The sequence below is a fragment of the Aphanothece stagnina RSMan2012 genome (assembly GCF_046764815.1).
In the GTDB taxonomy this organism is placed as follows: Bacteria; Cyanobacteriota; Cyanobacteriia; order PCC-6307; family Cyanobiaceae; genus NIES-981.
The window spans coordinates 1-5,674 of record NZ_JBKOUC010000050.1 but is presented as its reverse complement, the minus strand read 5'-3'; the positions used below and the strand labels follow the sequence as shown (position 1 = coordinate 5,674).

The 5,674-nt window shown below is 53.5% G+C and carries 3 protein-coding genes; all 3 read left to right on the top strand.

Features of this window, described 5'->3' with window-relative positions; genetic code table 11:
• Window positions 1-16: 16 nt before the first annotated feature.
• The 3 genes from ACLNEE_RS16435 to ACLNEE_RS16425 all read left to right on the top strand — a co-directional run bounded on the left by ACLNEE_RS16435 (window position 17) and on the right by ACLNEE_RS16425 (window position 3,884).
• A complete protein-coding gene (locus ACLNEE_RS16435) occupies window positions 17-814 on the top strand; it encodes an RHS repeat-associated core domain-containing protein (protein ID WP_412007402.1) in 798 nt (265 codons plus the stop codon).
• Window positions 815-1,136: 322 nt separating this feature from the next.
• Window positions 1,137-1,826, top strand: coding sequence for a hypothetical protein (locus tag ACLNEE_RS16430; RefSeq protein ID WP_411424674.1), 690 nt, complete (start codon window positions 1,137-1,139; stop codon window positions 1,824-1,826).
• 1,569 nt (window positions 1,827-3,395) lie between these two features.
• A complete protein-coding gene (locus ACLNEE_RS16425) occupies window positions 3,396-3,884 on the top strand; it encodes a hypothetical protein (protein ID WP_411424673.1) in 489 nt (162 codons plus the stop codon).
• Window positions 3,885-5,674: the final 1,790 nt, after the last annotated feature.

The window sequence follows — 5,674 nt, the reverse complement described above, 5'->3', positions numbered from 1 at the left end:
GACGGATCAGGTTGCGGTGGTGACAAATGCTTTGGGCTCGGTAGTTGCGACCTACAAAGATGGCTGGCTGACCGCCGATCGTAGCTACGACCCTTACGGCGAAACCCGGGCGGAATGGAACGATGTGGGTCGTTTTGGCTGGGTGGGTGGCCTTGGTTACCGCGAAACTCGGCGGGAGTGGGTGAGTCACTACGTCCGCGCCCGTCATTACGGCTTTACCATGGGGATGTGGACGAGTGTCGATCCACTCTGGCCGACGGAACCGGCATTTGGGTACGTGGGGGGTAACCCGACTAATTCAGTAGATCCAACGGGAACCGTATGCATTCCTAAAACGAGAGTAACTCCTTGCACGAAGGCCGAACAGAAGGGAGTTGGCCAGGATCAATGTGACGCGAAGGGCAGACGGGAAGGCAGAATACTGCGAAGCATGAAGTGTTGGTGGGTTGAAACGACATGGACTTGCTACACTTGTTTTGGCATCAGTTACGTCCATTATAAAGGTCTCCAGGGTTGGTGTGCAGAGAAGCCGTATGGAGATTGCACGCCTTGGCGACACAAGCAGTTGCAGGACGACGTTAACAAGAAGTGCAAAGGGACAGGCCAGCCGCGACGATGTGACCATACTACGATGAACTGTGTTCAGCTCAGGCTTAATTTGGCGAGGTATGCAGCCTGTATTGGTGCAAGAGGCAGGATCAACCGGGAGTGCTATCGTGGAGGCGATTCCGGACATGTTCAAGCCTTCGAGGACAATAATGTCGGCTTCAAGCGATGCAAAGAAGAGTTGAAACAAAAAAAGCCGCCATGCTAAATAGTGACAACCGACTGCCGGACGATCTCGGTCATGGCCCGGGGCAGGAGGCTGACATCGTTCGGCGACTTTTTGCGGGCAGGCTTGTTGTAGATTGTCCATTTTATCTGCTTGGTTTGGATCCCGACTTGGTATACTGGTTTGATTATGAGTCACTCATAATGGCAGCACCTATTATTCAGATTCAGATGAAGGCGAGCCCGGAGTTAGCATGGAAGCTACGGTCTTTCATTACATCTCACCGTAACTTCTCAGAAGAGGAGAGGGCGGTGCTCATCGGGATTTTCGCCCCCACCCTCGACGTGTAAATCCGGATGGGCTGGTGAGGACGTTCCAGTACGACCCTGATGGCCGGATCACCACCCTGGTGACGAACAAGGGGATTGCCACCTACACCTTTGATAACGCGGGCCGACAGATCAACAATCGGCTTCCAAACGGGATGAGTGAACAAACCACTTACGATGAAGTCGGCAATGTCACCCTGCGGTCGTTCGCCAACATCATTCGCACGACCTACACGTACGATCCGGTCGGAAACCCGGCCACCATTCGGACGTTCAATGGTCGGGTGAAGACCTTCACCTACGATGGGATCGACCAGCTCACCCGGCAGCAAACTTCCGGGGCCTCCACGGTTGGATACACGTACACCTACGATCCGGTGGGCAACCGCACCTACTCGACCGAGTGGGACGCGCCAACCACCACCACTTACGATCTGGCCGGACAGTCCACAACCATGGCGTACGGCTCTACGCTCACGACCTACACCTACGACCTGAACGGCAACTTGATCGGGATCGTTGGCTTTGAGCCGCCGAATGGAACGGTGGCCATCACGACGACGATGACCTACGATAAAGAGAACCGTTTGCAGGTTCTTGACCACAACGGAGCCAAAACCACATATACTTATGATGGCAACGGCCAAAAGCGAAGTGAAAACGTCTCGGGAGCCCTAACCACCATTGTTTGGGATGGCACCGACTACTTGCAGGAGCGAACCTAATGCCGGTTAAAAACTACGTCAGCCGCAATGGCCAGGTGGAATACGAGTACGACGACCTGGGCGATATCTTGACCTATGGCCGAGACGCTCAGGGCAACGTGGTGGCGGGCTACGATGCCGCCGCGAATGCGGTGTTCACGGCGGATTACAAGCCTTACGGTGAGTTCGCGGCAACCACCGGGAATGTGGCGGGTCGGCGGTTTATGTGGGTGGGATCCTGGGGTTACCGGTTTACTTCGGGGGTACCCGTGTCTCACTACGTGCGTGCTCGGCACCTGAGTATGCGGATGGGCATGTGGACAAGCGTCGATCCGCTCTGGCCATCGGAGGCAGCTTTTGGGTACGTGGGAGGAATGCCAACAGCTTTCATTGATCCTTTAGGATTGCAGTCGAATCGACCGCCCAGGCAAGTCGATCCTTCATCTCGTAACAATTCTGGGCCAGGAGGTAAGTCAAGGCCAAATGGCGTTTCCCGTTCTAAGTCACCGGCGAAGCCAAGCAGCGTCTTTGTTGGCGGGAAGTGCTCACTCACGACATGCGAATACATGGGATTCATCGTTGTGCCTTCTCACGTTGAATACTGCTTCCAAACCGCGAATCCCAAGAAATCATGCAGCTCCAACCTCCACCCGGGTGGCTACTATGGCGGAAGAAATGTAGGTAGTTGTGCGGATTGGATGAACAACCTGAGGAGTGCCACTAGTGAGGTTCTGAGGTGTTACACGAGGGAAATGGACTGTACGGTCGCTTCTTTGGCGTGCGAATGTATCTCGGAATGGATAGACGGGACAGTTAGGCGTCCGCCCTATGTGAGTGGTCTTTGCTATAGTGACGATGAACATATTCTGGAGTGTGCCTGCCAAAAGTTGCGCAGGAAAAACCCGTCGCCCCCGATAATCAGCTGGAGCTGGTGGACGGGGCGGCCTGCAATTGATCATGGGTGCCGCGGTGGTGATTACAACTCATTCGGCCCGACGGTTTTTCATTGAGTCAACATTCGACCATGCAGGATGCTTTGCTGGCCCGAAGAATTCGAGGAGTATAGTCAATGACGGCTGGAGGTAATCAAGATAGTCGACGCGCCAGGCAGGTTTGGTGGTTCTGCGTTGCGGTTGCTTGCACGGTACTCTTGCCCTCGGCATGTGCACTTCACCTTACTGCATGTCAGCAGCATGGCTCAAAACGAATACTACAATTCTTGATGTTTCCGAATCAGTATTCATCGAGAGTCCTCAACCTTACGCGGAACTCGCTCGACTGTTCATGCGGTAGTTGGCAGATAAGATATCGTTCACAACAAATTGGAGGGTATCCAATTTTTTATACTGTATCATGTTCATGCTTGCCGGGCACATACTTAATCGAGTGTTTGAACGATAGTGGGGACTTGATTATACGCAGGATATACCCAACAGGACAAATTCAGCCGCGATAGCAGATATTGGTTCAAAATTTGATGCTAGTTTATGAAAAACTGGTGGTTGCTCTCAGACCTGGTGTTTCATGTGCGCATGGATGTTCGCTCGAACTAGGAGATAGAGATTGAATATGTCGACAAGGAGATGCTTCGTGGGCGCTTTTGATGAATCGATTCAAATGTTCACGAATAGCGGTCAAAAAGGATTCTTCAACACCTACACCTACGATGCGTTGGATCGTATCTCGACGAACCTTTACTCGGGCCCATGGTCGCAAACCATGACATTTGCCTGCGATGCGGTGGGGAATCGTACGTACGCCAATGAACAGGGGCCAACGGAGATCTCCTTTGACTTGGCCGGTCAGATCGTCACCATGAGCCGGGAGGGAGATATCGTCACCCACACGTACGACCTGAACGGGAACTTGACCGGAGTGAGTGGCCGACTCCTCTCAGTGAACCCGGGCACGATCACCATGGTGTATGATAAAGAGAACAGGATGGTGGTTCATAACCTTAACGGAACCTTGACCACCTACACCTACTCTGCCGATGGCCTGAAGCGGGCCGAGATCACTTCCGCCGGAACCACGACGCTTGTGTGGGATGGCACCGACTACTTGCAGGAGCGCAGTTGACATGCCCGTAAACACTTACATCACGGCCAATGGCCGCATCCGCCGCCGGATTACGACGAACGGCGGAGCTGTGACGGATCAGGTTGCGGTGGTGACAAATGCTTTGGGCTCGGTAGTTGCGACCTACAAAGATGGCTGGCTGACCGCCGATCGTAGCTACGACCCTTACGGCGAAACCCGGGCCGAATGGAACGATGTGGGTCGTTTTGGATGGGTGGGTGGCCTTGGCTACCGTGAAACTCGGCGGGAGTGGGTGAGTCACTACGTCCGGGCCCGTCATTACGGCTTTCCCATGGGGATTTGGACGAGCGTCGATCCGCTGTGGCCGACGGAACCGGCGTTTGGGTATGTGGGGGGGCAGGCAACTGCAGCCACGGATCCAAGTGGATTGACTAAGATTTGGGTTCAGATGTGTGCATATATTTCAAGGAGTCGTGCAATATATCGACACTATTTTCAACCATTTCCTGGAAGCCCAGCTCTAGGGAATACAAATGAGTTATCTTATGGTGATCCAATCTCGAAACCGCTTAGCTGCAAGCTCTTTGTGCAGGTAACGATTCCGTCGTGCAACATCGGTGCCGCGGATCCGAGTCTGAGAGTAGAGACGGGGACGTCAGAGTACTACCTTAATGGACAAACTGATCGTGGTCTTGGCGTGGCCAGAATACGCTCTCTGCGAACGAAATCTAACGGATGCGATTCGGAGATTTGGTTTGAAGTCTCGGGCCGGCTGGGTGCACCAAAGATCGCAACTCTGAGTCCCGCGCTCAGTGCGCTCCTTGCGTCGGCTCCCCCCATTGTGGTGAGAGGATATCTGAAGTTTTCTGCGTTCCAAGATGTCGTTACGGTCGATGGGGGGGTGGCGCACACCGCGTTTCCGGATTGGACTTACCGAATCGGGACTGGTTTATCTGCTGCCTGGGGATTGGACTGGAAATCACCGCACGCCGGGCCAGGAACAGGTCTCACGGCACTCAGTGTATCAAGGTCGCTTTCTGGTTCGCCTTTTTTACGTGCTAAGACGAGAAGGTGCTGCGGTGGGTCGTGCGGATGAAGGGTGGGAGATTATGGATCGCTGGCTTGGCTGTAGCCGTCTTCGTGCTAATAATGTATGTGTACATTCTGGCCACTGCAACCGAAGAGTTTGTATTGAGCGAGAAGAGCGTTCAACAACTTAAGACAAAGGGTGAAGTGACATTGCCGGTCGTCTTACTTCCTTCGCACGCGCCATTTAATCCTCGCGCCGTTTATCGGGAGGTAAACGGAGTTATAACGCTCCATCCTAACGTGGGTGGAAGATCAATATCAAGCATAAGCTCTGAAAACGGTGAGATCTTCTGGCAGCCAGGGATGGATCCCAGTGCAAAGGGAGTTGTTTCCGTACAAGGCCCGGGTACGGAGATCCAGAGCGGAGGAATAGTACGAAGATGGCTTACATTTCGAATGAACCGATAGCCGTGGTTTGTGCGGCAGTACGGTTGTTTCGGAGATCCCAGCTGCTTTTGGACCATTGATTGTTCCTAGGTCAGCATCCACACATTGGGCAAAGATACTTAGCTGTAAGTCTTCCGACGGCTCTAAGCTCACGACCCACACCTACGACCTGAACGGGAACTTGATCGGGATCGTTGGCTTTGAGCCGCCGAATGGAACGGTGGCCATCACGACGACGATGGCCTACGATAAAGAGAACCGTTTGCAGGTTCTTGACCACAACGGAGCCAAAACCACATATACTTATGATGGCAACGGCCAAAAGCGAAGTGAAAACGTCTCGGGAGCCCTAA